We start from the raw sequence: 998 nt of genomic DNA, 5'->3' as shown, positions 1-998 counted from the left end.
ACTGCACTTGTCCGGGTTGCCGACAAACCAGGAGGTATAGGTCTCTTTGTCGAACCCGTCCCAAAGAAGGGCGTGCCCTTGCTGGCACTCCGGCCTGCCTTCGGGGGAACAATGTTCCGGAATCTTGGTGTTTTTCTTCAGCTCGGTCACGACGGTTATATCGTATTCGACCAAGGCTTTGTGCTGGTCCTCCGCAAAGAAATAGCCTAAGTCCGCGACAAGATATTCTGCTTCGAGGCCAGGAATTTGCTTGAGTTTTTCAATAAGCGGCAAGAGTACCTTGATGTCGGCTGTATCATTGGGAAGGATAATCGATAACAAGACCAACGGGCCTTTCGATGTCGGGCACACAATGGAATGTTTCCGGTAACCGATAAAATACCTGTTTTGGTTCACCTTGCTTCGCTGAACGCAGCATGTCGCGTCCGGGTCAGATAAGGTCGCCGGACAGGAGCAAGCCGCTTGATTTTCGCAGCGGCAGCGCTTTTTCTTATACCCATTGACTCCAGCATAAACCGGGCGGGAGTCAATTCCAACCAAAGTGGGTTGAAGAAAATCCTTAAGTTTTAAGGCTTGGGCGATCAAATCAAACAGGATCTGATAAAACAACTCCGGACCGACCGTGTTTCGGAAGTTGCTTAAACTGCTGTGACAAGGCACATCTTTGATGGCAGGCGTCATGATGAAATTACGCCAGGCTTGATTTTTAGGGTCTCTTAGCTGCTTGACTAACTGACGGAAGGAAGTGATCTCGGGCCGTGTGAAGTACAGGTAATGCATACGGAAATACGTTCTCGGATCTACTGGCGGACGGCCGCCGACCTTATACAGAACCTTGACTTTTTCGAGTACGCCATGATCATCCACATGATCGATGTAATCTATGAGTTCAGCATCAAAGCCGAGTGTGTTATAGTAGTGGTAGGGTAGCAGTTCTAACTGCAAATCCATGAAAATACACCTCGCAAATTGGTATTTTGGTGGTTAGTCACTTCCAA

Annotated in this window: 1 protein-coding gene; it reads right to left on the bottom strand. The window is 48.5% G+C overall.

Annotated elements, in window-relative coordinates; genetic code table 11:
- A partial coding sequence (locus ACFO8Q_RS23800; protein WP_380029863.1) for a transposase occupies positions 1–951 on the bottom strand: 951 nt, incomplete at its 3' end.
- Positions 952–998: the final 47 nt, after the last annotated feature.

The sequence above is a fragment of the Effusibacillus consociatus genome, from assembly GCF_042652925.1.
Classification (GTDB): Bacteria; Bacillota; Bacilli; order Tumebacillales; family Effusibacillaceae; genus Effusibacillus; species Effusibacillus consociatus.
This window is presented reverse-complemented; position numbering and strand designations above follow the sequence as displayed.